Raw genomic sequence first — 25,745 nt, forward strand, 5'->3', positions numbered from 1 at the left:
GGCTTCAGACAGGCCCCCGCCCACCCCCGCCCACCCCCGCCCCCGCCTTCTCCCCGTCCCAGTCCCCGTCCCAGTCCCCTTCCCGATCCCCGTCCGTGTCCCGTCCGCGAGGAGCGCACCCGACGTGACGACCGTGCTGACCCCGCCACCCGCCCCACCGCCCCCGCCGCCCGTCGCGGCCGTAGCGCCACGTCCGGGCTCGGGCTCCGGCTCCGGTTCGGGCTCCGGACCCGGCTCCGGGGACGACCGACCCCCGCCCCGCCCCGGACTCGCGCTCGCCGGGGCGGCCCTGTGCGTGCTCGCCGCCGTACTGCTCGGCTTCGCCGCCAACCTCACCGTCGTCGGACACCTCCAGCACGCCCGCGACCAGCAGACCGGATACGACGAGCTGCGCAAACAACTCGCCCTCGGCACCGCCCCGGTGGGCCAGCGGACCTTCGACGGGAAGACCCTCGCCATGGGCGCACCCGTCGCACTCCTGCGCATTCCCTCCATCGGACTGCGCGAGGTCGTCGCCGAGGGCACCACGTCCGGCGTCCTCATGTCGGGCCCCGGCCACCGCCGTGACACCGCGCTGCCCGGCCAGGAGGGCACCAGCGTGATCATGGGCCGCCAGTGGGGTTACGGCAGCCCGTTCAACGCACTGGGAAAGCTGACACCCGGCACGTCGATCGAGGTGACGACCGGTCAGGGCAAGGCGGTGTACGAGGTGTTGGGCGTCCGCCACCCAGGCGACAAGCTGCCCACCCCCCTCGCCCAGGGCCGTGGCCGGCTCACCCTCATGACCGCGTCGGGCCCCGCGTACACCCCCGCCGGTGTGCTGCGCGTCGACGCAGCGCTCACCACTCCGATCCAGCCCAGCCCGCCCCGGCCGCTGCGCAGCGGCTGGATCGGCCCCGCCGAGGAGGCGCTCGGCGGCGACAACGGCGCCTGGCTCGTGGTCTTCCTCTGGTCGCAGGCCCTGCTGCTCGCCGTACTCGCCACCGTCTGGCTGCACCGGGTGTGGGGGACCTGGCAGACCTGGATCACCGCCGGCCCCGTGCTGACCGCACTCGGTATCGCCGTCTCCGGCGCCGCCACCCGCATCCTGCCCAACCTGCTCTGAACACAAGGGAGTTGTCCCACCATGACCGCCGTCACCACATCCCTGCCCACGACATCCCTGCCCACGGCCGCCGCGAGCAGCGGCGCGGCGTCCCCCGCGACGCTGGAAGCCGAGGAGATCTCCGCCTGGTTCGCCGACCACAAAGTCCTCGACCGCGTCTCGCTCACCATGCCGGCCCTGGAGGTCACCGCCCTCATCGGCCCGTCCGGCTGCGGCAAATCGACCTTCCTGCGCATCCTCAACCGGATGCACGAACTGATCGGCTCCGCCTCCCTCGCCGGGCGGGTGCTGCTCGACGGCGACGACATCTACGACCGTGGCCGCCGGATCACCCGGGCCCGCCGTGAGATCGGCATGGTCTTCCAGAAACCCAACCCGTTCCCCGCGATGTCCCTGTACGACAACGTCCTCGCGGGCCTGAAGCTGAACGGCATCAGGGCGGGCAGCTCCGGCAAGGACGACCTGGTCGAGGAGTGTCTGACCAAGGCCGGCCTGTGGCGCGAGGTCAAGGACCGCCTCCGCCAGCCCGGCGGCGCGCTCTCCGGCGGCCAGCAGCAACGCCTGTGCATCGCAAGGTCGTTGGCGGTACGCCCCCGGGTGCTGCTGATGGACGAACCGTGCTCCGCGCTGGACCCGACCTCCACGCGCCGTATCGAGGAGACCATCGCCGACCTCAAGGAGGAGGTCACCATCGTCATCGTCACGCACAACATGCAGCAGGCGGCCCGCGTCTCCGACCACTGCGCGTTCTTCCTCGCCGAACAGGGCACGCCCGGTGTGATCGTCGAGCACGGAACGACCGACGCGATGTTCAACTCCCCGCAGGACGCCCGGACTTCGGACTACGTGAACGGCCGCTTCGGATGATGCGAGGCGGGCGGAGCGGGCGGAGCGGGCGAGGCGGGCGGAGTGTGCGGCGCGGGCGCGGACCGGTCCTGTGCGCGCTGCTCGTCGCCCTCACCGCGTGCGGTACGTCCCCGACGTCCCCGACGCCCCAGGAGGCCGCGCGCACCGCCGCCGCACCGCCGGCCGTACAGACACCCCGGCCCGAACCCCCGACCCCGACCCCGAGTACGACGGCCGGGCTCCCGAACACGCCACGGTTCCCTCCCCGCGTACCCGAGCCGACACCGACGCCGCCCACCACCCCGAGCGCGCGGAAAGCCCCCACCGCACCGCCGACCGGGAAACCGGCCACGACCGCCACGTCCGCCCCGCCCACCGAGACCACCAAGACGACGAAGACCACCGCGACCACCCTGCGGATCGGATCCTGGTCCGCCCGCATCGTCCGCGGCGGCCAGGAAGCCGTCGACGCCTGCCGCGACGCCGTCCAGTGGGCGGGCCCGGACCTCGGCACCGAGAACGGCTACGCGATGCGTACGGCGGTCGTCGTCGGTCACGACTTCTGCGGCTTCGGACAACTCGCGACGCTGCCGATCGGCACGGAGGTCACGGTGGAGACCCCCCGCGCGACGCTCCACTACCGCGTCTACGCCCGCCACCTCACCCCGGGCCGCGGCGCCCCGGCCCACGGCCTGTACTGGGGCGACCTCACGCTCCAGTCCTGTGTGGGCCCGGACACGGGCTTCTCCTACCTGGTGCGCGTGTGACGTCCACCCCGGGCTTCCATACTGAGCACATGTGGAAGTGGTCGCTGACATCCGTGGGCGTGAACCTGCTGTTGGGAATCCCGGCCGTCGTACCGGTATGGCTGTTGTGGTACTTCGCGGCGAACTGGCCGCTCGCGGCGGTCGGTTGGACACAACGCAACCCGACGGAGAACGACGGCATGCTGCCGTGGTTTCTGGTCGGGGCGCCCCTGGTGGTCGGGTTCACGCTGCTCTGGTGGCTCGCCAACCGCCCCGTACGGCGCCGGATTCCGCTGGATTCCCCGCTGTACTGGCCGATCAGCGCGCTGGTGGCGTTGGTGCCGACGTTCGCGCTCGTGATCGTGTCCGTGCTCGTTCCCTGAGCGAACGAGCAAGCGACCGCCCGGCGACCGCCCGGCGGCCGCCCGGCCGTGTCCGATTCGTACAAGACCCCGTCTGACCAGCGCGTCTACGGTCTCCGTATGAGCACAGACACGGACCCGCGGCTGGGACTGAACAGAGCCGTCGAGTCACACCCGGCCCACGTGGTCGAGGCCGCCGGCGACCAGGACGTGGCCGCCGCCGTAAGGCTGGCCGCCGAGGAGAAGGGGGCCGTCGGTGTGCTCGCCACCGGGCACGGGCCGAGCGTGGCCGCCGACGGCGCCGTACTCGTCAATACGCGGCGGATGGACGGCGTACGCGTCGACGCCGCCCGCGCGACGGCGTGGATCGAGGCCGGCGCGCGCTGGCGTGACGTGCTGGCGCGCACCGCCCCGCACGGGCTGGCCCCGCTGAACGGCTCCAGTCCCAACGTGGGTGCCGTCGGCTATCTGGTCGGTGGCGGGGCCGGGCTGCTGGGGCGGCGGTTCGGGTTCGCCGCCGATCATGTGCGGCGGCTGCGGCTGGTCACCGCCGACGGCCGGCTCCGGGAGGTGACGGCCGACGATGACCCCGACCTCTTCTGGGCCGTACGCGGCGGCAAGGACAACTTCGGCCTGGTCGTCGGCATGGAGGTCGACCTGTTCCCGGTCTCGCGGCTGTACGGCGGCGGGCTCTACTTCCCCGGTGAGGCCACCGCCGAGGTGCTCCACGCCTACGCCGACTGGGTCCGGCAGATGCCCGAGGCCATGGCGTCGTCCGTGCTGCTGGCCCGGAACCCCGACCTGCCCGACGTACCGGAGCCGCTGCGCGGGCGATTCGTCACCCACCTCCGTATCGCCTACAGCGGCGACCCGGCGGACGGCGAGCGTCTGGTGCGTCCGCTGCGCGGCCTCCGCCCGGGGGCCCTGCTCGACACCGTGCGGGACCTGCCGTACGCCGACGTCGGTACGATCCACCACGAGCCCACGTCCGCGCCGTACGTCGCCCACGACCGCAACGTGCTGCTGAGGGAGCTGACCGCCGGCACCGTCGACACCGTCGTGGCGTTGGCCGGACCGGACTCCGGCGCGTCGTTCGTCACCGAGCTGCGGCACTTCGGCGGCGCGTACGCCCGCCCGCCGAAGGTCCCCAACTGCGTCGGAGGACGCGACGCGGCGTTCTCCCTCTTCACCGGCGCCGTCCCCGAACCGGACACCCTGCGGCGGCGCGACGACCTGCTCGCCCGGCTGCGCCCCTGGAGCACCGGCGGGATCAACCTCAACTTCGCGGGCGTCGAGGACACCGGCCCCGACCTCGTGCGCGCCGCCTACACCCCGGCCGACTTCGACCGGCTGCGGACCGTCAAGGCCCGCCACGACCCGGACAACATGTTCCGGATCAACTTCAACATCCCACCGAAGGGGGATGACACGTGATGCCACGCATCGGAATCGGACTGCCCGCCGCCGTGCCGGGCACGGACTACTCGTCCGTCGGGCACTGGGCCGCCGAGAGCGAGCGGCGGGGCTTCCACTCGCTGGGCGTGATCGACCGGCTGGTGTACGACAATCTCGACCCGCTGGTGGCGCTGGCCGCCGCGGCGGCCCGTACGGAACGTATCGAGCTGCTGACCACCGTCCTCAACGCCGGCTACCGCGCCAATCCGGTCGTCCTCGCCAAGCAGATCGACTCGGTCGAACGGCTCTCCGCGGGGCGGCTGACCGTGGGGCTCGGCATGGGCGGCTGGCCCGAGGACTACGCCGCCAGTGACGTGCCGACGGCCGGACGGGGCGCCGCCTTCGAGGCGGCCCTCGCGACGATGCGGGACGTGTGGCGCGGCGATGTCGTCGGGGCGTCCGGGCCGATCCCCGCCCTGCCGCCGGGGCGCCCGGCGCTGCTGCTGGCCGGGCTCGTGCCCGCCGGGTTCGCCCGGGCCGCCGCCCTGTCGGACGGCTGGGTGGCGCCGTCGTTCGGTCTTCGGACGCTGGAGACGGGCGTCGCCGCCGTACGCCGGGAGTGGACCCGGGTCGGACGCGCGGGGCGGCCACGGATCGTCGCCGAGCGGTACTTCTGCCTGGGGCCGGGCGCGGCGGAGACCGCCGACGCGTACGTGGCCCACTACTACGGCGCCGCGTACCTTCCCCAGATCCGTCCCGACGTCATCACCGACACCGGCCACCTGCACGAGGAGATCGACCGCCTCGGGAAGGCGGGCGCCGACGATCTGGTGCTGTTCCCCTGTTCGGGGGCGCCCGAACAGGTCGGTCTGCTGGCCGACGCCCTCGACGAGAAGAGGGAGAACGACGAGAAGAGAGAGGACGAGAAGAGAGAGAAGGAGGGAGCCCGATGACCGCCCCCGAAGGATCGGACCTCACCGAACTGGTCAACGTCGGCCGCTCCGTGGCCGGCCACTTCGCGACCATCGGCATCACCCGGATCGCGCAGCTGGCCGGCGAGGACCCGGTGGATCTGTACGAGCGGATGTCGGCGGCCGCGGGTCAACGGCACGACCCGTGCCTGCTCGACACCGTGATGTCCGCCGTGGACCAGGCCGAAGGGCTGCCGGCCCGCCCGTGGTGGCACTACACCCCCGAGCGCAAACGGCTCCAGGCCGGGCAGGGCGGGTAACCGGGCGGGGCGGCTGACGGGCCTAAGGTCTGCTGGAGTAACAGCAGGTGCTCCGGCACGTCCTTGCTGCTCCAGCACGTCCTTGAGGAGATGAACGCATGCGGACACTCTTGCGCTGCGGCGGTGAACCGGTGCTCGCCGAGGGGGAGTCGCGATGACGGCCACGCGCGCCGACGCGACCGTACGGGACCTCCTCGCCGACATCGAGACCCTCGTACGCTGCGAGTCGCCGTCGTCCGACCACGAGGCCGTCGCCCGCAGCGCGGACGCCGTGACGGCGCTCGGACGCCGGCTGCTCGGGGCCGAACCGGACCGTGTCGTGATCGACGGCAGTACGCATCTGCGGTGGCGGTTCGGCGGGACACCGCGCGTCCTGCTGCTCGGGCACCACGACACGGTGTGGCCCATGGGCACGCTGGAGACGCACCCGTACTCCGTCCGCGACGGCGTGCTGCGCGGGCCGGGCTGCTTCGACATGAAGGCGGGCGTCGTGATGGCGCTGCACGCCGCCGCGTCGGTCCGTGGCCGGGCGGGGCTGTCGATCCTGATCACCGGCGACGAGGAGTTGGGCTCGCCGTCGTCACGGAGCCTGATCGAGACGGAGGCGCGCGGCTGCGAGGCGGTGTTCGTGCTGGAGGCGTCGGCCGACGGCGGAGCGCTGAAGTGCCGCCGCAAGGGCGTGTCCCTGTACCGGATCGACGTCGAGGGACGGGCCGCGCACGCCGGGCTCGAACCGGAGAAGGGCGTGAACGCCGGGGTGGAGATCGCCCATCAGATCCTCGCCGTGGCCGCGCTCGCCGACCCGGAACGCGGCACGAGCGTCGTGCCGACCGCGCTGTCCGCCGGTACGACGACCAACACCGTTCCCGCCCGCGCGAGCGTGGCGCTCGACGTACGGGTGTGGGACGCGGCGGAACAGCGACGGGTCGACCGGGCCGTACGCGAACTCCGGCCGGTACTGGCCGACGCGCGGATCAGCATCGCGGGCGGCATCAACCGCCCGCCTCTCCAGGCGGAGGCGTCGTCGGGGCTGTTCGCCCTGGCCACGTCGCTCGCCACCGGTCTCGGCCTCGGCCCGCTCACGGCCGCCGCCGTCGGCGGCGCGTCGGACGGGAACTTCACGGCGGGCGTCGGGGTCCCCACGCTCGACGGCCTGGGCGCGGTGGGTGGCGGGGCGCACGCGGACGACGAGCACGTCGTGGTGGCCGAACTCCCGCAACGTACGGCGCTGTTGGCGGCCCTCGTCGAAGCCGTACTCGACGACGCCACCGCCGCCCCGACCCACGTCGCGCCGCGTCACGGGGATGAGCGGTGACCTCCGGGCGGTACGACGCCGGCGACGACGCCTCCGTGGCACGGTTCTACGACCGGCTCGCCGCCGACCACCACCTCATCTACGACGACTGGGACGCCGCGACGGAGCGCCAGGGCCGCGCCCTGGACGCGGTGATCCGCCCGGCCATCGGCACGGCGCCCGCCACGGTGCTGGACTGCGCGTGCGGCATCGGTACGCAGGCCGTCGGCCTCGCGCTGCGCGGCCACCGGGTCACCGGCACCGACATCAGCCCGGCCGCCGCCGCTCGCGCGGGGCGGGAGGCGGCCCGGCGAGGGCTGGAGATACCGGTGGGGGCGGCCGACATGCGGGCGCTCCCGTTCGGGGACGGTACCTTCGACGTCGTCGTGTGCGCCGACAACTCCCTGCCCCATCTCCTCACCGACGAGGACCTGTTGACCGCGCTGGGCGAGATGCGCCGCGTGCTCCGGAGCGACGGACTGCTGCTGATCAGCACCCGCCCCTACGACCGGATCCGCCCATCGCGCCCCGCCTCGACCGCCCCGCAGCTCCACGGCTCGGGCAGCGGACGCACCGTCACCTTCCAGCTCTGGGACTGGTACGAGGACAGCGGCTTCTTCCAGCCGCTGCTCACGGCGCGAAGGCGCGCCGCACGGTGAGGGCGAGCGCCGCGCGGCGGCGTGCGTGGTCGGACTCCGGCTCGTCCTTGCTCGCGGTGTACATGACGCTGGCCGGTGACCAGGTCATCGACATGGCGGTGACCATGGCGAGCACGTCCCCCGCCGGGATCGACGGATCGACGGCACCCGCCGTCTGCGCGTCGGTGATCGACCGCAGCTTCTCGTCGTCGTGCCCCGGCATGAAGTGGAACAGATCCCCGGTCGGCGTGCGTTCCAGCCGGGCCCACGTGGCGAGGCGGACCAGCTCCGGATGGACGAGATACGCGTCGTAGAGCCGGACCGCGTAGCCGGGCAGATCGTCGCCCGTGACCGGGACCGTACCGACGATCAGGTCCAGATGCTCCGCGAAGACGGCGTCGAACAACTTGTCCTTGTTGCCGAAGTACGCGTACAGCTGCGCCTTGTTGACCTGGGCGGCGGCGGAGATCCGGTCGACGCGGGCGCCCGCGATGCCGTACGCGGCGAACTCCGCCGTCGCCGCGTCGAGCAGCCGGCGGCGGGACGCCTGTCCCGCGCTGGTGATCTGTCCCGTCTTCATGGCCCCAGGCTAAGCCAACTGGTCAGTCGGCTCATTCGGCCGTTCCCGGGGACGTCCACCGGGCTGTCCCCTTGCCCTTGCCCGTTCCCTTGCCCGTTCCCCTGGCCGTTCACTTGGTCATGTCGAGGACGAAGCGGTACCGGACGTCGTTGCGCGCGAGCCGGTCGAGCGCCTCGTTGACCTGGTCCGGGCGCATGATCTCCACATCGGCGACGATGCCGTGCTCGGCGCAGAAGTCGAGCATCTCCCGCGTCTCGACGGTCCCGCCGCTCCCCGCGCCCGCCAGGGTCTTCGCACCCTGGATGAGGCTGATCGGACTGACCGTGAGGTCCCCCGGCGGGATGCCCACCACGCACAGCGTGCCGTCCATCGCGAGCGCGGACATGTACGGCTCCAGCGAGTGCGCCGCACCGACCGTGTCGAGGATCAGGTCGAAACGGCCCTTCTGGTCGGCCATCTGCTTCTCGTCCGTGGACAGCACCACGTCGTCGGCGCCGAGCGCGCGCGCCTCGTCCGCCTTGTCAGGCGTCCGGGTGAACTGGACGACCTCGGCGCCCAGCTGGTGCGCGATCTTCAGCGCGAGATGGCCGAGCCCGCCCATCCCGACGATGCCGACCGTCCGGCCGGGCGCCGCGCCCCACCGCTTCAGCGGTACGTACGTGGTGATGCCCGCGCACATCAACGGCGCGACACCGGCCGGGTCGAGCCCTTCGGGCAGGTGGTAGGTGAACTTCTCCGGCAGTACGTACTCCGAGGAGTAGCCGCCGCGTGTCGTCAGGCCGTCCTTCGGGTCGGTGTTGCCGTACGTCAGCGTCGGGAACCGCAGGCACCAGTTCTCGCGGCCGGCCAGGCACGGCGGGCAGTTGCCGCAGGAGTCGATGATGTTGCCCACCGCGACCTTGTCGCCGACGGTGAACCGGGTGACGGCGTCGCCGACCGCGGTGATCTCGCCGACCAGCTCGTGGCCCGGCACGAGCGGAAACTCGCCGCCGTGGTTGATCGCGCTGATGTCGCTGGAGCAGACGCCGCAGTACTTCACCCGTACGGCCACGTCGTCTCCGCGCAGATCACGGCGGGTGAAGTCCCAGGGCTCCAGCGGCCCGCCCTGCTGCTGCGCGGCCCATCCGGTGGCGTTCCTCATGGGGGTGGTTTCCCTTCACAGACATAAGCAACTAACTAGTTTGTTGTCGCTCAATGAAACGTACCTACGCGAGCCCTCGATAGTCAAACAAACTAGTTTGTTTATTGCCGTGGACGCCGACGCCGACGCCCAGGCTCAGCGCAGAATCCCCGCCTGCCGTGCCTCCCGCAGCCACGACGGGAACTCCGACAGCAGCCGGTCGTACAGCTCCGGATCCGAGACGCTCTCGATGTCGTCGACGGCGAAGAAGCCGACGTTGTCGACGCGCCGCCCCGCCATGGTGTCGAAGCGCTGCAGCACGCCGTAGTTGGCCCGGCCGAGCCCGACGAACTGCCAGAACACCGGCTCCTCGACGGCCGCCCGCAGCTCCGCCTCGATCTCGCGGTCGCGGTACACACCACCGTCGGAGAAGAACAGGACCAGGGTCGGCGCGGGCACGGGATTCTCACGTACGTACGCCCGCACCTCCGCGATGACCTTCTGCTCCTCGTTCTGGAAACCGACCGCACGCATGTCGACCTGCCCCGGGACCTGGCCCTTCGGCGGCTTCTTCCGGCCGAAGAGACTCATCTGCCCCACCCGCACATGCAGCCTCAGCCACTCGGGCAGCTCGCCGATCGTCAGGTCGGGCAGCCGGGCCGGGTTCGTGGCGAACGTCCACGCCTGCATCTCGCCGTCGTCGTCCAGCTGCGCCGCCACGGCCGCCATCCGCTCGGCGACGTTCTTCACCACGCCACGCGAGTACAGGGCGGTCATCGAGCCCGAGGCGTCGAGGACGAGGATGACGCGCGCGACGACACCGGTGACACCGTGCTTGTCCAGGCTGACCGCGACCTGCTCCTTGCGCAGCGAGAGGCGCTTGCGCATGTCGACGGGAAGCCGCTCCTCACCCTTGGTGAGCCGGGGACCGGGGGAGGGGCCACGGGACGGAGGCGCGGCCGGCGCCTGCGGCGGCCGGACCGGTGCCGGTGCCCGTGCCGGAACCGGCGGTGCCACAGTGGGCGGCTGCGGCTCCGGCTCCGCGTCCACCGTGATGCCGAAGTCCGTCGCCAGCCCGGCCAGCCCGCTCGCGTACCCCTGCCCGACCGCCCGGAACTTCCACCCGCCGGCCCGCCGGTACAGCTCGCCGCTCACATACGCGGTCTCCGTACCGGCCGCCATGTCGAAACGGGCCAGCTCCGCACCGGACGCCACGTCCAGCAGCAGGAGCCGCAGGCCCGGCACCTGCCCGAACGTCCCGCCGTCGGCGGACGCGCACAGCGCCACACGCTCGATGCCGGGCTCCAGCGCGGCCAGGTCCACCTCCACCGAGTCGGCGCCGGGCCGCTTGCCGAGATGGCGTACGGCGTCCGAGGCGTGGCGCGGCTGGTTGTAGAAGACGAAGTCGCCGTCGGAGCGCACCTGTCCGGTGTCCGTCAGCAGCAGCGCGGAGGCGTCCACGTCCGGGACACCGGGCCCTGCCGACCAGCTGAGGACGGCCCGCACAGCGGGGACCGTTATCGGGATATTGGCGCCTTTGCTGAGTGTCGTCACGGCAGCCAGTGTGCCCGCCGACGGACCCGAAGTCTGCGGACTTCGCAGACTCCACCGCGCCGCCCGCGCCCCGCCGCAGTACCGTGGCGACATGGGTACATGTACAGATCTCGCCAACGCGACTACTGACGTGGCGCCCCTTTCGCCCACCGACGAATGCGTCGACTGCGTCGCCCTCGACCGTCGGGACTGGGTGCATCTGCGCCTCTGTCTCACCTGCGGCCACGTCGGATGCTGCGACAGCTCACCCCTGCGCCACGCGTCCGAGCACTTCGCACAGACCGGTCACCCCGTCATGCGCTCCCTGGAGCCGGGCGAGGACTGGCGCTGGTGCTTCACCCACCAACTGCTGGGCTGACCTGCTCGGACTCGGTCCTCTGCTCGGACTCGGTCTTCTACTCGGTCTCGGCCTTGTTGTCGGCCGCGGCCTGAGCCTCGGCGTCGCCCGCCGGCTCCGAGCCGGCCGCCTCCTCCTCGATCGGCAGACACACCTGGAAGCGGGTGTCACCGGGCTTCGACGTGACCCTGAGGTCACCGTGGTGCTTGTTGACCACGATGCGGTACGAGATGTCCAGGCCCAGCCCCGTGCCCTCACCGACCTGCTTGGTGGTGAAGAACGGCTCGAAGATCCGTGGCCGGACATCCTTCGCGATACCCACCCCCGTGTCCGCGATCTCGACCATCAGCCGCGCGTCCTCACGCCAGCTGCGCACCGTGAGCGTGCCACCGTCGGGCATCGCGTCCAAGGCGTTGACGATCAGATTCGTCCACACCTGGTTCAGCTCCGCGCCGTACGCCGGGATCGACGGCAGCTCCCGGTCGTACTCCCTGACCACCCGCACGTTCTGCGGGATCTTGGCCTGGAGCATGGTCAGCGTGGCGTCGAGCAACTCGTGCACGTCGACGATCTGCAGCGGCGTGCGGTCGAGCTGCGAGTACTGCCTGGCCGCCCCGACCAGCTCCGAGATCCGCTCCACGGAGTCGTCGATCTCGCCCATCATCAGCTCGGTGTCGATGTTGTACGTGATCCAGCGCACCGCCGCGTCGAAGTGCTCCGGGCCGATCGTCCGGGCCGCCCCGGCCAGCCACGGCACCCCGATGCCCCCGGCCACCAGCGACGGCGCCAGGTCCCACGCCCCGGTGACGCCCTGCTCGTCCAGCCAGTCGCTGACCGTGTCCTCGGCGTCGGCGGCCTCCATCGCGGTCATGTCGCCGGCACCCGCGGCCGCGTGCTTGACGGCGTCGTCCTGGAGCCCCACCAGACGGTGCAGATCCGCCCCGCCGAGCCGGCCGTCGGCGATCATGGCCAGCTTGTGCCGCATGCCCGTGACCCGCTCACGCAGCCCCGCCGTCGCCCGCAGAGCGGCCGCGGCCGGATTGTTCAGCTCGTGGGTGAGACCGGCGGACAGCGACGCCAGGGCCAGCAGCCGCTCCCGTTCGTTGACGATCGCGTTGGCCGCCCGCGTACCGAAGAACAGGCCCTCCAGCAGATGCAGCGCCATCGGGAACCAGGTGCGTACCGCGTACGCGAACTCGTCGGCCGGCAGCACGTAGAACTCCGCGTCACTGACCGCGCGCAGCGTGTGCGGATACAGCTGCTCGACCCGGTCGCCCAGATACGCGCGCGTGGCGCCGCTGTACACGCCCCGCTGGTCGGTCCTGTTGACCTCGACGTCGTCGCCGTGCAGGACCCGGTTGAGCGAGAGGGCGCCGCTGAGCAGGATGAAGAAGCAGGTGGCCGGCTCGCCCTCCTTGTAGACGACCTCACCGGCCTCCCGTCGCTCGACCCGGCCGCGCTCGGCCAGCCAGTCGAGCTGTTCGGGGCTGAGCGCCTCGAACAGGAAGAGTGTGCGCAGCTCGTCCGGTGTGAGCCGGTCCTCCGCGGGGATGGTCACTGTGCCTCCAGATAGCGGTGCACCAGGGAAACGGCCATGGCGCCCTCGCCGACGGCCGACGCGACGCGCTTGACCGAGGCCGCGCGCACGTCACCGGCGGCGAAGACGCCCGGGACGCTCGTCTCCAGGTGGTAAGGATCGCGTGGCAGCCGCCAGCCCGCCGGGCGCTGCCCGCTCGTCATCAGGTCCGTCCCGGTCAGGACGAATCCGCGGTCGTCGCGGGTGACGGCCCCGTCCAGCCAGTCCGTGTGCGGCTCGGCGCCGATGAAGACGAACAGCCACGACGTCGACACGTCTCTGCTCTCCCCGGACCGGCTGTCGCGCAGGGTCAGGCTCTGCAGATGCCCGTCGCCCTCCGCGCACGTCACCTCGGTCCACGGATGGATCTCGATGCCGGGGATGCCGTCGAGCTGGTCGATCAGATAGCTCGACATGGAACGCGACAGATCGCCCTGGCGGATCAGTACGTGGACGCGGCGGGCGTAGCGGGAGAAGTACACGGCCGCCTGCCCCGCGGAGTTGGCGCCGCCGACGATGTACACGTCCTGGTCGGAGCAGTTGACCGCTTCGGTGACGGTCGATCCGTAGAAGACACCCGTGCCGGTCAGTTCCTCCACGCCGACGGCGCCGAGGCGCCGGTAGTCGACCCCGGTGGCGAGGACCACGGTGTGAGCGGTGACGGAGTTCGCCTCGCCCAGGCGCAGCACCCGGCCGGAGCCCGCCGCGTCCAGGGCCACCGCCCGCTGGGTGCTGAGGATCTCCGCCCCGAACTTGAGCGCCTGGCGGCGGGCCCGCTCCGTCAGCTGCCGGCCCGAGACACCGTCGGGGAAGCCCAGATAGTTCTCGATCCTGCTGCTCTGGCCGGCCTGCCCGCCGGTGGCCTGCTGCTCCACCAGCAGCGTACGGAGCCCTTCGGACGCGCCGTAGACGGCAGCGCCGAGTCCGGCGGGGCCGCCGCCGACGACGATCAGGTCGTAGAAGTCGGCGGCCGGTACGGTGCTCAGCCCGACGTGCGCGGCCAGTTCCCGCTCGGAGGGGGACACCAGCGTCTTGCCGTCGGAAGTGACGACCATCGGCACGTCCGCCTGGGTGAGTCCGGCGGCGGTCAGCAGCCGGGTGCCCTCCGGTTCGTCGGAGAGCAGCCACCGGAACGGCACCAGGTTGCGGGCGAGGAAGTCCCGTACGGCGAAGGACGGCGCCGACCACCGGTGGCCGACCACACGGGTCTCGGTGGCGACCGGATCCGGGGTTTCCAGCCACAGCTCCAGGAGCGAGTCGATCACCGGGTAGAGGTTCTGCTCCGGGGGGCTCCACGGCTTGAGCAGATAGTGGTCGAGGTCCACGACGTTGATGGCGTCGATCGCGGCGTCGGTGTCCGCGTACGCGGTCAGCAGCACCCGGCGGGCGAGCGGGAAGAGATCCATCGCGGCCTCCAGGAACTCCAGGCCGTTCATACGGGGCATCCGGTAGTCCGCGAGCATGATCGCGAGCTGGTCCCCACGCAGCTTGATCTCCCGCAGGGCCTCCAGGGCCTCCTCGCCCGACACGGCGCGTACGACCCGGTAGCTCTCGCCGTAATGCCGCCGGATGTCACGGGCGACGGCCCGGGAGACGGCGGGGTCGTCGTCGACGGTCAGGATTGTCGGATTCGCCATACCTCCATCATCGCCCCGGACGGCGCGGGGTGCGGGGTCCTGTGGACAAGCGCGTGGTGGCGGGGAGAGCGGCGCCGGGCGGGCGGGTGCGGTGGACGGCGGTTGGGGGGCCGCCGTCCACCGCGGTCGGGAGGGCCCCGGGACACGCCCGGGGCCCGGTGACGGTCAGTGCGCGGTGTTGGTCTGCCAGACCACCGTGCCGTCGGCGGCGCGGATCACCACGTTCCCGTCCATGAGGATGATGAGCTTGGCGCGCGGATTCCCGGTCGTACGGGACTTCCACACCGGCCTGTCGCCGGCGTCGAGGATGACGACGTCGCCGTCCTCCTGGAAGACCGCCCTGAGTCCGCCGCTTCCCGTGGTGCCCGACTCCCAGACCTGCTGGTCGCGCTCGTTCAGGACGACCAGATTGCCGTCCTGCCGCATCACGAGCCGGGCCTTGGCCGTGCCGACGGACCCGTCCTCGGGGCGCAGGGTGTACGGAGCCTCGATGATCAGGTCACCGTCGGGGCCGCCGCCACCGTTCAGCTTCCCGTCCGCGAGGGCCTCGATCGTCGACAGCGAGGGGGAGAACGCGTACACCGCGCCCTCCGTCCTGACGAACTGCTCGAAGCGCACCTGACGGCCCTTGAAGCTGACATCCGTGGCGGTGGCGAGCAGCGGGTCCCGGCCGGGTGCCGGGTCGCGCTGCGGGAAGTTCGGCTCCTCGATCCAGTCCTTCTGGATGAACTCGAACTGCCTCACCAGGTCCGCCTGGTAGCAGACGAAGACCAGACCGCGCGGTGCGTCCGGGCCGTTGCCCGCACTGCCGGCGGGGTCGAACGGCTGGCCGTAGGGGATACCGCGCCGCATGATGCGCCGCCCGTCGAGGCCGCCCTTCTCCGGGATGGTCTGCGTGTCGCTCGGTCTGACCAGCAGGCCGTCGCGCGGGCTGGTCTTGCGCAGGTGCGAGAACAGCGGGGTGATCTCGCCCTCCAGGTCGTCGCGGTAGCTGATGTCGTTGTCCGACCAGGCCTCCGCGTCGCTCGGGCTGTCCGCGTGCGGGCACTTCGCCACCGGTGTCCCCGAGCGCCAGCGGCCGACCAGCCGGGCGGCCAGCCACTCCGTCGTGGCCTCGGGAGGCACCACCTCCTGGACCTTGAGCTCCTTCAGACGCGCCCCGACCTGGGCCCACCAGCCGGGGACGTCCTGCGCGAGGCGCCGCAGGACCTGGAAGGAACCGTTGCGTGCCCAGTCCGGGAGGTCGGTCTGCTTCCCGTCGTCCCGCTCGTAGCCGACGACGATCTCGCCTGCCGGGATGATCCGGGTGCCGGGGCTGCCCTTCTTGTGCTCGGGCCTGTTCGGGTCGGGCGCGTCGAAGCCCTTGACGGCCGGCTCGCTGATGCCGTCCTTGAAGCCGAAGTGCTCCTTGCCCCGGCGGCTTCCTTCGAGGGTCCCGCCGTCCTGCTCGAAGACGATCACGACCTTGTGCCGGGCGGCCTCCTCCCGCTCCTCGGTCAGCGCGACGCGCAGGTCCTGGGGACGGTCGGCGGCGACGGTGAGCACCGCGTGGACGGGCTGGCCCGTGCCGTTGCCGAACAGCCAGTGCTCCGGCGCGCACTGCCCGGTGTCGCCGAGCATCGCGGCGCGTGCGGCGGGGCCCTGCTTGAAGGCCTCCTGGGTGCTGCCCGGCGGGACGGACGGGAAGGGATCGCGCCCGGCCAGCAGCTTCAGCCCGGGGTAGGTGAAGCTGACGACCCGCCATACGGCGTTGAGCGCCTTGGGGTCGTCGCCGCCGGACTGCTTACGAGCCTTGCTGAACTCCGCGTTGAACGCCGCGACCTGCCGCGTCGTGGCGATCCGCGGCCGCAGCCGGCGCAGCCACATCCTGGCCTGGACGTCGTTCTCGAACTTCAGTAAGAGGAGCTGGACATGGTCCTTCTTGGCCCCGGCGATGATGTCGCCCTGGATCTCCCGGCTCCTGCGCAGCGGCAGATCGGCCTCGGCGGGCGGCTCGTACGTCTGCGGACGCTCCGTCGCGTAGGTCATGACCGCGCCCCGTCCGGTTCCAGGGAGATCCACTTGGCGATGCTCGGCACACCCTCCTCGTTGAGGAGGAAGAGCATGTACCAGCCGGGCGGGGCGGCCTCGGCGGTGGGCGGAGCCTGCAGCTCCAACTCCCCGTTGCCCTGCCGCTTGATCCGCAACTCCAGATGGCGCTGGCTGGTGTTGACCGAGTGGGTGGCGGTCGTGGGCGCGAGCAGCACGGCCCGCTTGACCTCGTCGGCGGTGGAGCTGGAGACGGTGAACCGCTGGTCGAACGCGAGCGGCCCGGACGGGGCGGAATCCAGCTCGGGACGCGGGCCGTTGTGGAGATACGGCGGCTCGTACATCTCGATGGTGCCGTCGATGTCGTCCTTGATGTCCCGGTCGTTGGCGATCTGCTGCGCCTCGTCGCCGGTGACCATGACGCGCCCGTCGGGCAGCACCACGGCGTTCGAGTGATACCCGCGCGGCAGCCGCTGGACGGGGCCGAGTCGCCAGTCGCCGTTCTCGTCCCGCAGCTCCGTGTGCCGGTACTTCAGGTCCGCGTTCGGGTTGTACTGCCCGTTGCCGTAGTCACGGATGTCGTAGGAGCCATTGACCGTGAGCAGATTCCCGGTGGGCAGCAGCAGGGTGTTGTCCTGCGTACGGCCGAAGGCCCGCGCCTCCTTCGTCTTCCACTTGCCCGCGGCGAGCTGATACGTGTTCGGGTCCGTACGGTCGCCGCCGAGGACCAGGACGGAGTCCGGGCCGCGGAAGCCGCCGGGGAGCGGAACGGCGGAGCCGTAACTACGGTCGACCGCGCCCGGCCGCTGCGCCAGATCGCTCCGGGTCTCTCTGACCGGGTCGAACAGCCACTGCTGGTCGTGGCTGCGGCCGAGGCCGTAGATCTTCCCGTCGCGCAGGCTGAACAGATGCGGATAGTCGAGCTTGTACGGGGCGTCCGCGCCGAAGCGGTCGACAGGCTGGAACCGGGGGATGTCGGTCTTGCGGTACGGAACGGGGTCCCGCAGCGCGGGGAAGCGCTCCACGATCGGGGTGGGCGTGCCCCAACCCAGCTCGGACTGGCCGGACATGATCAGCATCCGGCCGTCGGGGCCGGTGACGACGCTGGGATACCAGCGGCCCACGGACATGTCCTCGTTCATCGCCCAGGTCTCGCTCCACGGGTCGAAGACGAAGGACAGCTTGGCGCCGGAGCCGCCGTTGCCGCCGAGATTGCCGCCGAAGACACCGAGCATCCCGTTCGGCAGGAAGGCGTGGCCCGCGCAGAAGATGGGCGCGGGGCGGGAGACGCCCGTGCTGTCGGGCATCGTGACGGCGGGCGGGGTGACCTTCTTGAAGGCGTTGGCTCCGGTGCCCTTCTGGGGATCCCAGAGGAAGGCACGGCCCCGGTTGGCCGCCCCGACGACCTGGGTGGGGGCCGTCTCCTTGGTGGGGTCGGTCTCGATCCGCTCGAAGGAGAAGAGGAGCACCTTGCCGGTCGGCAACTGGGCGACGTGGACGCCGAAGTCCGGTGAGTCGAAGTACTCCTTGAAGGCGCCGAAGTCCGAGGCCTTGTACTCCCTGTTGGTCTTCTCCTGGCTCTCGGTCAGCGCCTTCAGCCGGGCGGTGCGGGTCGCCTGCGGATAGGTGCCGAGGTCAGCGGCGCCCTGCCGGGTGGTGGCGTGCTCCTCGGCGTGCTCACGGCCGAGCATCGCCACTTCGGCGGGATCGACCTCGGGAGCCTCCGTCTTCTTGGCGGGGTCGGCGCCCGCCCTGGTGGAGTGCTCGTGGTGGCCCTCGCCGCTGTGAGCGACAACGGGGGCGGCACCCACCAGAGTTGAGGCGGCGAGGGCGCTGACGACAGCACATGCCGCCAGTGTGTTGGACAGCCTCGTGCGGGAGCGGGGATTTCTCATGCGGCTCGGTCCAGGTCCTTTCCGGGGTGGTTGGAGCACGCGGTACGGCGATGCCGCACCCGGAGCGAATGACTACTCGCAGTAATCAATGCTGGCGGTGTTCGAGAGGAAAGGTCCAGAAAAACGAGCGATGTTGCCTCTATGGAGGTAACTGGCAGGTCATAAGGTTCGCTCTCGGCGTGCGCGCCCGGCGCGCGGCTCGATGCGCCGCCCGGCTGCGGCCCGGCCGTGGCGCAGCCGTGGCCCGGCCGTGGCGTGCCAAGTCGGCGTCTGACGCGAGCTGTTGACAAACCCGTGACATGCTTGAAAACTCTGACTGCCTGATCGCAGGACCTGAACGGTGAAGCTCAATTATTTGCGGTTCTCTTGCAAGATCGGGGCAGTCGTTCTGTCCCGTTTGATCGTGGTCCTGCCGTCCACCCCCACCACGGACCGGCATTGCTCACTCTGTCGACCCCACGGAAACAGAGGACACCATGAAGTCGAAGCACCTGAGGCGACGTCTGATCTCCGGTATGTCCATGACCGGCCTGCTCGTCGTCGGACTCCTGCCCGCCGCCTCCGCGTCGGCGGCCGGCGCGCCCACCAAGGCCGACGACACGTTGGCACGACCGGCCGCGGCCGAGCGCGGAGCCACCCTCCCGTACACCGAGTACGAGGCCGAAACCGCCGACTACGACGGCACGTTGCTGGAGGCGGACGCGAAGCGCACCTTCGGTCACACCAACTTCGCCAGCGAGTCGTCCGGCCGTAAATCGGTGCGGCTGGACAACTCCGGGGAGTTCGTGGAGTTCACCTCCACCAACGCGGCGAACTCGATCGTCGTACGCAACTCCATACCCGACGCGCCTGGCGGCGGCGGCATCGACGCCACCATCAGCCTCTACGCCGACGGCACCTTCGTACAGAAGCTGGATCTGTCGTCCAAGCACAGCTGGCTGTACGGCAACACCGACGACCCCGAGTCGCTGACCAACACGCCCCAGACGGACGCCCGCAGACTGTTCGACGAGTCGCACGCGCTGCTGGAGAAGAGCTATCCGGCGGGCACCAAGTTCAAGCTCCAGCGCGACGCGGACGACACCGCCCAGTTCTACATCGTCGACCTGGTCGACCTGGAGCAGGTGGCGCCCCCGGCGGCCAAGCCGGCGGAGTGCACCTCGATCACCGAGTACGGGGCCGTCCCCGACGACGGGAACGACGACACCAAGGCCATCCAGGACGCGGTGACCGCCGACCAGAACGGCGACATCGACTGCGTCTGGATCCCGGCCGGCCAGTGGCGTCAGGAGCAGAAGATCCTGACCGACGACCCGCAGAACCAGGGGCAGTACAACCAGATCGGGATCAGTGACGTCTCGGTCCGCGGCGCCGGTATGTGGCACTCGCAGCTCTACACGCTGACCGAGCCGCAGAACGCGGGCGGGATCAACCATCCGCACGAGGGCAACTTCGGCTTCGACATCGACGACAACACCCAGATCTCCGACATCGCGATCTTCGGCTCCGGCCGGATCCGCGGCGGCGGAGGTGCCGAGGGCGGAGTGGGCCTCAACGGCCGCTTCGGTCAGAACACCAAGATCTCCAACGTGTGGATCGAGCACGCCAACGTGGGTGTCTGGGTCGGCCGCGACTACGACAACATCCAGGCGCTCTGGGGCCCCGCCGACGGCCTCGAATTCAGCGGAATGCGGATTCGCAACACGTACGCCGACGGCATCAACTTCACCAACGGCACGCGGAATTCGCTGGTCGACAATTCGTCATTCCGCACCACGGGTGACGATTCGCTCGCCGTCTGGGCCAACCGGTACGTCAAGGACCCGGCGGTGGACATCGCGCACGACAACTCGTTCACCAACAACACCATTCAGCTGCCCTGGCGGGCGAACGGCGTCGCGATATACGGCGGTTACGGCAACAAGGTACAGAACAACCTGATCGCCGACACCGCCAACTATCCCGGCATCATGCTGGCGACCGACCATGACCCCCTGCCTTTCTCGGGCGAGACCCTGCTCACCGGAAACGCGCTCCACCGCACGGGTGGCGCCTTCTGGAACGAGGACCAGGAGTTCGGCGCGATCACCATCTTCCCGGCGAGCCGGGACATCACCGGAGTCAAGATCAGGGACACCGAGATCTCCGACTCCACCTATGACGGCATTCAGTTCAAGAACGGCGGCGGCAACGTACCCGACGTCGAGATCAGCAACGTCACGATCGACAAGTCCAACAACGGCTCCGGCATCCTGGCGATGGGCGGCGCCCGAGGCAACGCGACGCTCACGAACGTGACCATCTCGAACTCGGCCGAGGGCGATGTCCTCATCGAGCCGGGATCGAGCTTCGTGATCACCGGCGGCCCCGGCACGAAGCAGGCCGCCAACTAGAATCGGCCTACAAAAGGGTACTTTCCAGACAAATCCTCGGGGCGTGAGCCCGCTCGGCGCCTTCCGTGCCGCTCTGTGAGGGGAGCGACGGGAGGCGCCGAGTCGTTGACCGGACTCCCTGTAGTCGCGCCATGACGCCATGTGCCGAAGAGAACCCCCTTGGTGCGCATCCGCTGCCGACGTCGGCCGACCCACCCCCCGAACCCTCCGCCGGAGGGCGCCGCCGCATTCGCATGGCGAAGGGCCGGTTTCGAATTCAGGAGTGAACAAAGGCTGTTGGTATGCCGCCGACGGTGGATTCACCCAGGCGCGGGCCGCTCACCTCCACTTGGCTCCACTCGCCTCCCGGTCGCGGAAAGGAATCATTTGTCCGCTTTGCGGGTCTGGTCGTTATGGGTATTCCACGCCTAACTTGTCCGTTTCTGGGCGGTGTTGTGATTGCGTGGTTGCATGGAAAGCCCGTGATGTGTGTCACAGGGTCGACGGGCCGCGTGTTCCGCCCGCCCGCCCACCTCCCGCGCTGGAAAGGAAAGTTGAGACCTGAACCGCCGCGTGGGAATTCGAATTGATCGCCGCCCGATCCGCGAATGACCTGGCGCTGTGAATTCAGGACTTGTTCAGCCCGGACGTTCTCGCTTACGTTCTCGTCATTCCGGGCAGAACGCCGAATCCTGCCGCTGTCCGGAAACCGCATCCAACCATTCACGTACGGCAGGAGCGGGGGACCCAGGTAAGTCGCCGATCCGGTACACCGGACCGGCTTGGGGTGAAGCCGCGCCCACAGCGCGGCCGGGCATCTCCCGCCCGAACCCGACAGCTCACCTCGCAGGCGACGGAGAGGACCTCGTCATGCCCGCACAGGGTAAGCACCGCCGTTCCCGCACCATCCCGCTCGCCCACCGGCTCATCGCCGTCGGCACGGGCGGTGCCGCACTCGCCCTGCCCCTGCTGACCGCCACCACGGCCGGCGCCGCGCCCGCCCCGCAGCACGTCACGGCGGCCCCGTCGGCCGTCACCGCCGCCCAGAAGGTGACCCACACCGTCGTGAAGGGCGAGTCCCTCGCCAAGATCGCGGACGCCCGCTCCGTGAGCGGCGGCTGGAAGGCGCTCTACAAGACCAACCGCGACGCCATCGGCGACAACCCGTCGCTCATCCGCCCCGGCCTCAAGCTGAAGCTCTCCGGTGCGCCCAAGGCGGCGGCCGCCCCGACCGCCTCGACCGAGAACGCCTCGACGGCCAAGCCCGCCGAAGCCGTCCAGACCGCCGCCAAGTCCTACACCAACGACCTCGACGGCTGGATCCGGGAGGCGCTGGACGTCATGGCGCAGAACGGTATCCCCGGCTCGTACGACGGCATCCACCGCAACATCATGCGCGAGTCCGCAGGCAACCCCCAGGCCATCAACAACTGGGACTCCAACGCCGCGGCCGGCATACCGTCGAAGGGCCTGCTCCAGGTCATCGACCCGACGTTCGAGGCGTACCACGTGCCCGGCACGTCGACCGACAGCTACGACCCGGTCGCCAACATCACCGCGGCGTGCAACTACGCGGCCGACCGCTACGGCTCGATCGACAACGTCAACGGCCCCTACTGACAGACCCGACCACCACGTCGCGCGGCTCCCGAGCCGCGTCTGTCCGCCGATCGCCGGCCGGACCGCACCCGCGGCCCGCCCGGCGATCGGCCGTTGCCCGGCCGGGCGGGCGACGCCGGGCTCCTGCTGGCCAGCCCCGTTCGATCAGCTCGGGGGCTCCCGGCGGAGCCAGTGAGCTTCCGTGGTCCAGCCCAGGAGACGGCGTCCGCCGCCCGAGTCCGCCGTGCCGCCCGCCGCGACCTGGCGCAGGCCGGTCAGCGCCGGGGCGAGCCGGGCCGCGACATGGCCGGGATGACCGGCCGCCTCCTCGTCCAGCAGGGCGATCACCCGCGCCTGTGCGGCGGGATCGCAGAGCGACAGTTGGAACATCATCTGGCGCCACGCGTACGCCACGTCCTTGATGGTGGACAGCGGCCGCGGGTTGCCGTGTATCCGCGCCGTCAAGCGGCACACGACGGTGAAGCAGCGGCCCGCCAGATCCTCCCAGCCGGGCTCGGGGGCGATACCGACCCGGCTGACGAGGGTGGCCAGGTTGTGGGTGGTGAGGATCTGAGCCTGCTCGATGATCTTGCCGTTCGCGGCCACCGACCAGGATCCGCCCCGGACCTCGCCGGCCCGCTCGGCGCACAGCCTCGCGAACCCGGGAGACGCGTGCGTACGCGCTCCGTACGTGGAGGTCAGCGCCTCACCCACCTCGGTGATCGCGAGATTGCGGACCGCCGCGTAGTCGATGCCGTAGTAGCGCTCGTACAACGTGCCACGGAGAAGCTCGGCCGCGATCCGCGCGGCCGTCAGATACTTGGGCGTGAAAGTGCCCATGAAGATGTCCGACGCCAACTCCTCGACGAACGGCGCGCCGAGTTCGGCCTGCCTGCCCAGTACGCCGAACTCGCGCACCAGTGGGTTGGGCAGGAGCGTGCCGGGAAACGCCTGCACGGCCAGCTCGCCGAGTTGGCGCAGCGCGGTGAGCGTCGGCTCCTGGCTCGCCTTGTCGACGCGGTGCTCCACCGCCCGTACCCACGGCAGTTCCTCGACCCGCACCTGCCGCGCGAGATTGAGCAGGAGCAGCGAGCGGCGGTTGCGGAACGCGCGATAGTTCGCGGCCATCAGGGTGCGCAGCGCCTCGTCCGGGTAGCCGTGCGAGCCGGTCACCGCGACCAGTTGGGGCACCAGCTCGGCCAGTACCTCGGCCGACGGCACCACGCCACGCTCCACGAGCGTGCCGATCGGCGCGCTCAACGCACCCTCCACAACGCGCCGCACCCCCTCCGGGACCGCGACCCCCGCGTCCAGCCCCGTCTCGGCGGCCTCCCGCGCGGAGACGTCCGCGATGAGCGGTGCCACATCGGCGGCGCCCGCCTCCTGCGGGAGCACGGACAGTCGGCGCGCCACCAGTTGGGCCAGCGCGTGGTGCGAGGGTTGGGCCGCCTGCGCGGCCTGGCAGGCGCGCAGTTCCCTGTGCCGGGCGGACCCCGGCAGGCCCCGTCGGCGCACCATGGATTCCACCGCGTGCCGCAGGAGCCCGAGCCGCCGCGCGTCCAGCGGCCGGCCGGCGACCGTCTCCTCCAGGGCGCCGCGCAGGATGCCCAGGTTCTCCTTCGGGTCACGGTGCTTGGTGCAGCGTGTGTGGGCCTCGGCGAGATCCCGGTAGCGACGCAGAAGCACGGCGCCGCGCTCCCGCCAGGTGTCGTCGGGGACACGGTCCAGTACGCGGCCGAGGCCGGCGGTCTCCAGCCAGAGGGCGAGCAGTTCGTCGCCGAACGGCTGCCAGACGGTCAGCGCCTCACGCTGCGTCTCGACGGACGCGTTGGGCCGCCGACGGGCCAGGGAAGCACCGGCGTCACCGACCGTGCGCCGGTGGACCGCCCGTACGTCCGGCACGGGCAGGGCGGACGGGCGGGGCGTGAACCGCAGTTGGCCGGCGAACGGTTCCAGCACATCCACGAGCTCCAGCGCCCCGCCCACGTCGCCGGCCCGCACCAGCCAGGCCACGGTCAGCAGCGCGGCCTCCTCGGGCAGTGCGACGGTGTAGCGGCCACTGTCGAGCAGCGCGTACAGCAGGGCCAGGCCCAGTTCGGTGAGGCAGTACGCGAAGAGTGCCCGCCGATCGGCGGGCACGCCCGCCAGGCCGGCGGCCTCGGCCTCGTACGGCTGGAGCGGCCCCCCGGCGCTCGCGGCCGAGGTGGCGAATCCGCCCCGTACGACCTCCGGCGTCACCCAGGCGGGCAACCCGGCGACCGGGGTGCGCGAGCCGATGTCCAGCCGCCCGTCGGCCATCCCGTCGAGCACGGCCCGCCAGCGTTCGACACGGGTCGCGGCGCGGCGCCGGGTTTCGGCGTCACCATGGGTCAGCGAGGTCAGGAATGCCCGCGCCATCAGACCCTGCGGGTAGGACCCGGGTCCGCCGGACCCGGTGGAATGCTGCTGCTCAGCGTCGTCGTTCATAAGCCGACGTGGCAGGTACCGCCCCTGCGCCCTCCGGGTCCGAAGCCCGGCGCTCTACTACTGAGCTACACGTCGATGGACGCGACACTAGACGCCCGTTCGAAGCCGGACAACGCATTACCGCGCGGACGCGCCCCTTGGTCACGCGCCGAGTGGGCCGGCCGGACCACGTCGCGCAACTCGACTGTCAGTGGCGGTGGATACGGTCCAGGCATGACGGATCGATGGTGGGCGGGCGTACGCCAACGGGTCGAGGCGCTGGGTGCCCGGCCCACGGGCGGCGAGGTGTTCGGGGCGCCGAGCCACGGGTGGATCATGGAGGACCCTCTCACCCGGGGTGAACTGGCCGACCTCGAAGCGCAGATGGGCGTGCGGCTGCCGGAGGAGTACCGCACCTTCCTCCTCGACGTCGGCGCGGGTCGCGCGGGGCCCGCCCACGGTCTGTTCCCGGTACGGCGGGTGCAAGGGCGGTGGCGATGGGAGGGCGACGGCGCCGAACTGGCCGATCTGTCCAGACTCGCCGAGCCGTTTCCCGACCGGGGGCCGGACCCGAAGGTTCTCGCTGAACTGGTGGCCCAGCGTCCGGAGGAAGAGGACTTCGACGCCATCGAGGACTTCGATGACGCCATCGAGGCGTGGGACGAGCGCTGGGAGCCGGTGATGTTCGCCCCGGAGCGCACGGTCGGCGCCGTCGTGGTCTCTCACCAGGGCTGTGCCCAGAGGGAATGGCTGGTCATCAGCGGCATTCACCGCGGCACGATGTGGTCCGACGCGCGGGCGGACGACATCGACCTCGCCCCGCTTCTCGCCGACGACGGTACGCCGCTGACGTTCGCTCGCTGGTACACCGACTGGCTGGAGAAAGCCGAGCGCACAACACTGCCGGTGACGGTGCCCTGAGGGCCGTCCCGTGACCCGACCGACTGCGCGGGCACGCCCTGACTCCCGCTCCCGCCCCCGCCGT

The 25,745-nt window shown here is 70.9% G+C and carries 21 protein-coding genes, 1 tRNA gene and 1 riboswitch; of the genes, 13 read left to right on the forward strand and 9 right to left on the reverse strand.

Going from position 1 to position 25,745, the window contains the following annotated elements; all coding sequences use genetic code 11:
* Window positions 1-124 precede the first annotated feature (124 nt).
* From ACFT9I_RS11225 to ACFT9I_RS11265, 9 genes are all read left to right on the forward strand, one after another.
* Entirely contained in the window at window positions 125-1,105 is a 981-nt protein-coding gene (locus ACFT9I_RS11225) for a sortase (RefSeq protein WP_382562979.1), read from the forward strand.
* Between the two features lie 21 nt (window positions 1,106-1,126).
* On the forward strand, window positions 1,127-1,972 hold the full coding sequence (locus tag ACFT9I_RS11230; protein WP_382562981.1) for a phosphate ABC transporter ATP-binding protein: 846 nt from the start codon (window positions 1,127-1,129) through the stop codon (window positions 1,970-1,972).
* Between the two features lie 44 nt (window positions 1,973-2,016).
* Window positions 2,017-2,718, forward strand: coding sequence for a hypothetical protein (locus ACFT9I_RS11235; protein WP_382562983.1), 702 nt, complete (start codon window positions 2,017-2,019; stop codon window positions 2,716-2,718).
* Complete coding sequence (locus tag ACFT9I_RS11240) at window positions 2,715-3,080, forward strand: hypothetical protein (RefSeq protein ID WP_382562985.1); 366 nt, start codon at window positions 2,715-2,717, stop codon at window positions 3,078-3,080. Before ACFT9I_RS11235 ends, ACFT9I_RS11240 begins: the two co-directional genes overlap by 4 nt.
* Before the next feature lie 99 nt (window positions 3,081-3,179).
* On the forward strand, window positions 3,180-4,493 hold the full coding sequence (locus ACFT9I_RS11245) for an FAD-binding oxidoreductase (protein ID WP_382562987.1): 1,314 nt from the start codon (window positions 3,180-3,182) through the stop codon (window positions 4,491-4,493).
* Window positions 4,493-5,407, forward strand: coding sequence for an LLM class flavin-dependent oxidoreductase (locus tag ACFT9I_RS11250; RefSeq protein WP_382562989.1), 915 nt, complete (start codon window positions 4,493-4,495; stop codon window positions 5,405-5,407). Before ACFT9I_RS11245 ends, ACFT9I_RS11250 begins: the two co-directional genes overlap by 1 nt.
* The gene (locus ACFT9I_RS11255) at window positions 5,404-5,685 is read left to right on the forward strand and encodes a helix-hairpin-helix domain-containing protein (RefSeq protein ID WP_382562991.1); all 282 of its coding nucleotides are present in this window, start codon (window positions 5,404-5,406) and stop codon (window positions 5,683-5,685) included. Before ACFT9I_RS11250 ends, ACFT9I_RS11255 begins: the two co-directional genes overlap by 4 nt.
* 154 nt (window positions 5,686-5,839) lie before the next feature.
* Window positions 5,840-7,000, forward strand: a complete 1,161-nt coding sequence (locus ACFT9I_RS11260; RefSeq protein WP_382562993.1) for a M20 family metallopeptidase — start codon at window positions 5,840-5,842, stop codon at window positions 6,998-7,000.
* Window positions 6,997-7,638 carry a class I SAM-dependent methyltransferase gene (locus ACFT9I_RS11265; RefSeq protein WP_382562995.1) on the forward strand — a complete coding sequence of 214 codons (642 nt, stop codon included), beginning with the start codon at window positions 6,997-6,999 and terminating at the stop codon, window positions 7,636-7,638. The genes ACFT9I_RS11260 and ACFT9I_RS11265 overlap by 4 nt, the downstream gene beginning before the upstream one ends.
* Here ACFT9I_RS11265 and ACFT9I_RS11270 read toward each other — a convergent pair.
* The 3 genes from ACFT9I_RS11270 to ACFT9I_RS11280 form a co-directional block, all read right to left on the reverse strand.
* Window positions 7,610-8,197, reverse strand: a complete 588-nt coding sequence (locus ACFT9I_RS11270) for a TetR family transcriptional regulator (RefSeq protein ID WP_382562997.1) — start codon at window positions 8,195-8,197, stop codon at window positions 7,610-7,612. The genes ACFT9I_RS11265 and ACFT9I_RS11270 overlap by 29 nt on opposite strands.
* A 109-nt stretch (window positions 8,198-8,306) precedes the next feature.
* A complete protein-coding gene (locus ACFT9I_RS11275; protein WP_382562998.1) occupies window positions 8,307-9,338 on the reverse strand; it encodes an NAD(P)-dependent alcohol dehydrogenase in 1,032 nt (343 codons plus the stop codon).
* 135 nt (window positions 9,339-9,473) lie between these two features.
* Window positions 9,474-10,871 (reverse strand): VWA domain-containing protein, encoded by a 1,398-nt coding sequence (locus ACFT9I_RS11280; protein WP_382563000.1) that lies wholly within the window; start codon window positions 10,869-10,871, stop codon window positions 9,474-9,476.
* 91 nt (window positions 10,872-10,962) lie between these two features.
* Here ACFT9I_RS11280 and ACFT9I_RS11285 point away from each other — a divergent pair, with 91 nt between their 5' ends.
* Complete coding sequence (locus tag ACFT9I_RS11285; protein WP_382563002.1) at window positions 10,963-11,229, forward strand: UBP-type zinc finger domain-containing protein; 267 nt, start codon at window positions 10,963-10,965, stop codon at window positions 11,227-11,229.
* Between the two features lie 37 nt (window positions 11,230-11,266).
* Here ACFT9I_RS11285 and ACFT9I_RS11290 read toward each other — a convergent pair whose 3' ends face one another.
* The 4 genes from ACFT9I_RS11290 to ACFT9I_RS11305 all read right to left on the reverse strand — a co-directional run bounded on the left by ACFT9I_RS11290 (window position 11,267) and on the right by ACFT9I_RS11305 (window position 18,344).
* Complete coding sequence (locus ACFT9I_RS11290; protein WP_382563229.1) at window positions 11,267-12,760, reverse strand: ATP-binding protein; 1,494 nt, start codon at window positions 12,758-12,760, stop codon at window positions 11,267-11,269.
* A gap of 2 nt (window positions 12,761-12,762) precedes the next feature.
* Window positions 12,763-14,421: an FAD-dependent oxidoreductase gene (locus ACFT9I_RS11295; RefSeq protein WP_382563004.1), complete on the reverse strand. Its 1,659-nt coding sequence runs from the start codon at window positions 14,419-14,421 to the stop codon at window positions 12,763-12,765.
* 165 nt (window positions 14,422-14,586) lie between these two features.
* Window positions 14,587-16,449 (reverse strand): Dyp-type peroxidase, encoded by a 1,863-nt coding sequence (locus ACFT9I_RS11300; protein ID WP_382563006.1) that lies wholly within the window; start codon window positions 16,447-16,449, stop codon window positions 14,587-14,589.
* Window positions 16,446-18,344 carry a galactose oxidase-like domain-containing protein gene (locus tag ACFT9I_RS11305; protein WP_382563008.1) on the reverse strand — a complete coding sequence of 633 codons (1,899 nt, stop codon included), beginning with the start codon at window positions 18,342-18,344 and terminating at the stop codon, window positions 16,446-16,448. The genes ACFT9I_RS11300 and ACFT9I_RS11305 overlap by 4 nt, the downstream gene beginning before the upstream one ends.
* 476 nt (window positions 18,345-18,820) lie before the next feature.
* Here ACFT9I_RS11305 and ACFT9I_RS11310 point away from each other — a divergent pair, with 476 nt between their 5' ends.
* Together ACFT9I_RS11310 and ACFT9I_RS11315 are read left to right on the forward strand one after the other, a co-directional pair.
* Complete coding sequence (locus tag ACFT9I_RS11310) at window positions 18,821-20,737, forward strand: right-handed parallel beta-helix repeat-containing protein (protein ID WP_382563010.1); 1,917 nt, start codon at window positions 18,821-18,823, stop codon at window positions 20,735-20,737.
* A 652-nt stretch (window positions 20,738-21,389) separates the two neighbouring features.
* Window positions 21,390-21,582: riboswitch (cyclic di-AMP (ydaO/yuaA leader) on the forward strand.
* Between the two features lie 4 nt (window positions 21,583-21,586).
* Window positions 21,587-22,336, forward strand: coding sequence for a transglycosylase SLT domain-containing protein (locus ACFT9I_RS11315; protein WP_382563011.1), 750 nt, complete (start codon window positions 21,587-21,589; stop codon window positions 22,334-22,336).
* A 144-nt stretch (window positions 22,337-22,480) separates the two neighbouring features.
* Here the strand turns inward: ACFT9I_RS11315 and ACFT9I_RS11320 are convergent, their stop codons facing one another.
* Together ACFT9I_RS11320 and ACFT9I_RS11325 are read right to left on the reverse strand one after the other, a co-directional pair.
* Window positions 22,481-24,781 carry a hypothetical protein gene (locus tag ACFT9I_RS11320; protein WP_382563013.1) on the reverse strand — a complete coding sequence of 767 codons (2,301 nt, stop codon included), beginning with the start codon at window positions 24,779-24,781 and terminating at the stop codon, window positions 22,481-22,483.
* Between the two features lie 3 nt (window positions 24,782-24,784).
* Window positions 24,785-24,856 (reverse strand) — tRNA-Arg (locus ACFT9I_RS11325).
* Window positions 24,857-24,994: 138 nt separating this feature from the next.
* Between ACFT9I_RS11325 and ACFT9I_RS11330 the strand changes: the two genes are divergently transcribed.
* Window positions 24,995-25,681 carry an SMI1/KNR4 family protein gene (locus ACFT9I_RS11330; RefSeq protein WP_382563015.1) on the forward strand — a complete coding sequence of 229 codons (687 nt, stop codon included), beginning with the start codon at window positions 24,995-24,997 and terminating at the stop codon, window positions 25,679-25,681.
* Window positions 25,682-25,745: the final 64 nt, after the last annotated feature.

Source organism: Streptomyces sp. NPDC057137, from assembly GCF_042670825.1.
Taxonomy (GTDB): Bacteria; Actinomycetota; Actinomycetes; order Streptomycetales; family Streptomycetaceae; genus Streptomyces.

Excerpts from the sequence above, each read along its gene's own strand:
- ACFT9I_RS11330 (WP_382563015.1), top strand. The coding sequence starts at position 24,995 with ATGACGGATCGATGGTGGGCGGGCGTACGCCAACGGGTCGAGGCGCTG.
- ACFT9I_RS11305 (WP_382563008.1), bottom strand. The coding sequence starts at position 18,344 with ATGAGAAATCCCCGCTCCCGCACGAGGCTGTCCAACACACTGGCGGCA.
- ACFT9I_RS11260 (WP_382562993.1), top strand. The coding sequence starts at position 5,840 with ATGACGGCCACGCGCGCCGACGCGACCGTACGGGACCTCCTCGCCGAC.
- ACFT9I_RS11295 (WP_382563004.1), bottom strand. The coding sequence starts at position 14,421 with ATGGCGAATCCGACAATCCTGACCGTCGACGACGACCCCGCCGTCTCC.
- ACFT9I_RS11275 (WP_382562998.1), bottom strand. The coding sequence starts at position 9,338 with ATGAGGAACGCCACCGGATGGGCCGCGCAGCAGCAGGGCGGGCCGCTG.
- ACFT9I_RS11310 (WP_382563010.1), top strand. The coding sequence starts at position 18,821 with ATGAAGTCGAAGCACCTGAGGCGACGTCTGATCTCCGGTATGTCCATG.
- ACFT9I_RS11285 (WP_382563002.1), top strand. The coding sequence starts at position 10,963 with ATGGGTACATGTACAGATCTCGCCAACGCGACTACTGACGTGGCGCCC.
- ACFT9I_RS11315 (WP_382563011.1), top strand. The coding sequence starts at position 21,587 with ATGCCCGCACAGGGTAAGCACCGCCGTTCCCGCACCATCCCGCTCGCC.
- ACFT9I_RS11255 (WP_382562991.1), top strand. The coding sequence starts at position 5,404 with ATGACCGCCCCCGAAGGATCGGACCTCACCGAACTGGTCAACGTCGGC.
- ACFT9I_RS11300 (WP_382563006.1), bottom strand. The coding sequence starts at position 16,449 with ATGACCTACGCGACGGAGCGTCCGCAGACGTACGAGCCGCCCGCCGAG.
- ACFT9I_RS11230 (WP_382562981.1), top strand. The coding sequence starts at position 1,127 with ATGACCGCCGTCACCACATCCCTGCCCACGACATCCCTGCCCACGGCC.
- ACFT9I_RS11270 (WP_382562997.1), bottom strand. The coding sequence starts at position 8,197 with ATGAAGACGGGACAGATCACCAGCGCGGGACAGGCGTCCCGCCGCCGG.
- ACFT9I_RS11245 (WP_382562987.1), top strand. The coding sequence starts at position 3,180 with ATGAGCACAGACACGGACCCGCGGCTGGGACTGAACAGAGCCGTCGAG.
- ACFT9I_RS11320 (WP_382563013.1), bottom strand. The coding sequence starts at position 24,781 with ATGAACGACGACGCTGAGCAGCAGCATTCCACCGGGTCCGGCGGACCC.
- ACFT9I_RS11250 (WP_382562989.1), top strand. The coding sequence starts at position 4,493 with ATGCCACGCATCGGAATCGGACTGCCCGCCGCCGTGCCGGGCACGGAC.